This window comes from Gardnerella sp. 26-12, assembly GCF_001660745.1.
Taxonomy (GTDB): domain Bacteria; phylum Actinomycetota; class Actinomycetes; order Actinomycetales; family Bifidobacteriaceae; genus Bifidobacterium; species Bifidobacterium swidsinskii.
This window is the reverse complement of the sequence record NZ_LWSR01000063.1, coordinates 1,246-3,817: the sequence shown is the minus strand read 5'-3', so window position 1 is coordinate 3,817 and position 2,572 is coordinate 1,246. Positions and strand designations below refer to the sequence as shown.

The following is a 2,572-nucleotide window of genomic DNA, read 5'->3' as shown; positions in this document are numbered from 1 at the left end:
GCACGGATCAACGCATCCAAGTCTGCATCTGTCATAGTTGTAGTAGAAGATAGGCTACCAGCAGCATATGTGAAGTTACCGCGCTCTGTCAATGTGTTAGCGGAAGACACTTCAGCTGAACACAATACTAGTGAGATACTAATAATCGGTACAGATAACATTTTCGTTGCTTTACGCATCATTCTCTCTCCTCAAAAATCAGAAAACCCGAATTGATCCGCATTGTTAAGATGCGCGTCGGGTACTGTTATTTGCGTATGCTACACCAATGAGAGTATTTTATTAAATATTGCAAACTAACACAAATTTTTCTTTCTAACAAGATTATTTAGTCTTACACTCACCTTCACAAACACAAACAAATGTCAGAACGAAAACGCTACAACAGGCTGCAGGCACAGTAGAAATCATCAAAACGCTATTGCGATTCAGTGCGATTTGTAAAGGAGCGCCACTGATTCTGTATGGCTCGACTGCTTCATCTTAATGTCGAGTGTATAGACAGATTCGTGCTCGTTCGCAGGAATTGGTCAAAGCGCATTTTTTGAGGAAAACACACCGATTTTACCCTTGTCTGTTCTCGGAAACAGGTCAAAGGCCATGTTCCTACCCATGATATGCAAATCCGTAGATTTGACGTTCATTTCAAGACTTCACTCTGAGGAAATAAGTCCGAAATCCCATCGTCTTGACATACCTATTTGTGAAACCAATACTGTACGTTGAATGTCCGTTTTCCTCTATTCGATATATGGTTTCTGTCTCCAATGGTCGCTTTTTAATCTTCAATGTTCACTTTTTTATATTTCTGGTTCCTGCTGTTTGGCCTATCTGGTATCGTCATTTCTATTTTTCCTGCACTAAGCAAAGGCTTGATATATTTTTCAGAAAAGTTTCTTCTACCGGTCAGCCCCATAAATTCTTGCATTTCTTTCCGACTACGAGGAACGATACAAAATTGAAGGAGAGCTTGTATCGTAACTTGCTCCTTTACTTGTTCCCTATCTTGTTCCCTATCTTGTTCCCTTGGATCAAGTTCTTCGGTCGGCCCGACCTTGGCAGTTGCAGCCTCAGAAAGAGGAATCACTGTCGTAAAAACATCTGCCTCTGTAAAGACAGGCTCTCCACCAGAATACATCTTCGTGTATTTATAGCTGTTGCGCATACCGCTTCCCAGTTCGTCAGCAAGACCTATCTCACGGAACACTTTTGCTATCGGCGGATTCTTTGCGAATGGCTTGAATGTGTTCAGATTTAGGTTGCCATGTCCATGTGCAAGGTTCGCATTCTCTGTTGTAATCTTATTCCGTTCAATGACAAGCTTCGGTACATATCCACTGGAAAAATCACGATGCATGAGCAGGTTGGAAATAATCTCACGCAGGATTTTATCTCTGGCGCTTATCCGCTGGACACCATCCAATGTAAAAACATCATTCAGATGCTTCTTTCCAAATTCCATCAGACGATCATAACTTTCAATCAGGTTTGTGATCACCACATCCCTGTCATCATAACGATCAACATTGAACACTCTGAAAATAACGTCTGTCTTATGCTGAGGTAACACGGACATGATACGGTTATCCGTACCAAAGAGCAAGACTGCCGCAAGTGTGATACCTTCTTTGTTCGTTTCCGGATCCTCAAGTATGAGTCCGCAGCTTCTGAGCATTTCCTCATCCGTCATGTCAACCCACAGATGGTGCGCAGTATTCACTCTCGCCATTCTCCTTGCTCGATCCATAAGATCATGGCGAAGGCTTGAAACCGGGATGGCAGTGTGGGAGACTTGATCTGTCTATACAAGCGGGACGGTCATTTTGCTTTCGCTTCAGCATATCTATCTTTGCCCCACCAATTTGGCATGAGCTCCTTCAACGTGACAGTCTTCCGCTGTTCAAAGTCCTCCATAATCTCCATTTTTTCATTTTCTTCATTCAATTGATAAAAGAACTCTCTACACGCTCCACAAGGCATACCGCTTCCCGCGCCATAAGGTGCCTTGTCGCGGAATGCGATAAAGCGCTTCACCTTCGTCTGTCCGCTATTCACATACATATTAAGAGCGGCCACGCGTTCTGCGCACAAATTAAGAACACCACTGCAGCTCTCAATGCAGAAACCCGTGAAAATTTCTCCGTTTTCAGCTTCTATTGCACATACAACATGATGTGCGTAAATGAATGGAGAAACTTCCTCTGGATGAAATTGTGGCTTCGCCTTTTCATACATTGTATCCCAAATATCCATATATTCCTTTTCTCCTAAAATACCTGAATTTATCGCATAGGCCTTCCTATTCGCATATACTACAGTTTCATCATGATCTTTCCTGCCGAAAACTATTATCCGAATTAGGCATCTATCTCACAGCTACAACTACACCAACATCTAACTCGGCAACTCAACATAGTGACATCTATTAAGGCAACTCAACTCTCACACTTTTTGACCGATTACCCTAACTAATCACCGGCTAAACAGGACGGACATTGAGCCTGACTTTAAGATTCATAAAAAGAAGTGACTATTACTGACAGAGATCAGTAACTGTCTCTTATACACATCT

Annotated in this window: 1 protein-coding gene and 2 pseudogenes; all 3 read right to left on the bottom strand. The window is 42.4% G+C overall.

The features are described from left to right. Positions 1–182, bottom strand: a pseudogene (locus A5295_RS06360) (hypothetical protein); the annotation flags it as partial. 596 nt (positions 183–778) lie between these two features. Further along, positions 779–1,753 (bottom strand): annotated as a pseudogene (locus A5295_RS04090) (Fic family protein); the annotation flags it as partial. A 65-nt stretch (positions 1,754–1,818) separates the two neighbouring features. Beyond that, positions 1,819–2,253, bottom strand: coding sequence for a cytidine deaminase (locus tag A5295_RS04085; RefSeq protein WP_064621773.1), 435 nt, complete (start codon positions 2,251–2,253; stop codon positions 1,819–1,821). Between the last annotated feature and the right edge of the window lie 319 nt (positions 2,254–2,572).

Bases quoted from the DNA above. Each gene is read 5' to 3' on its own strand.
- A5295_RS04085 (WP_064621773.1), bottom strand. From the start codon at position 2,253: ATGGATATTTGGGATACAATGTATGAAAAGGCGAAGCCACAATTTCAT.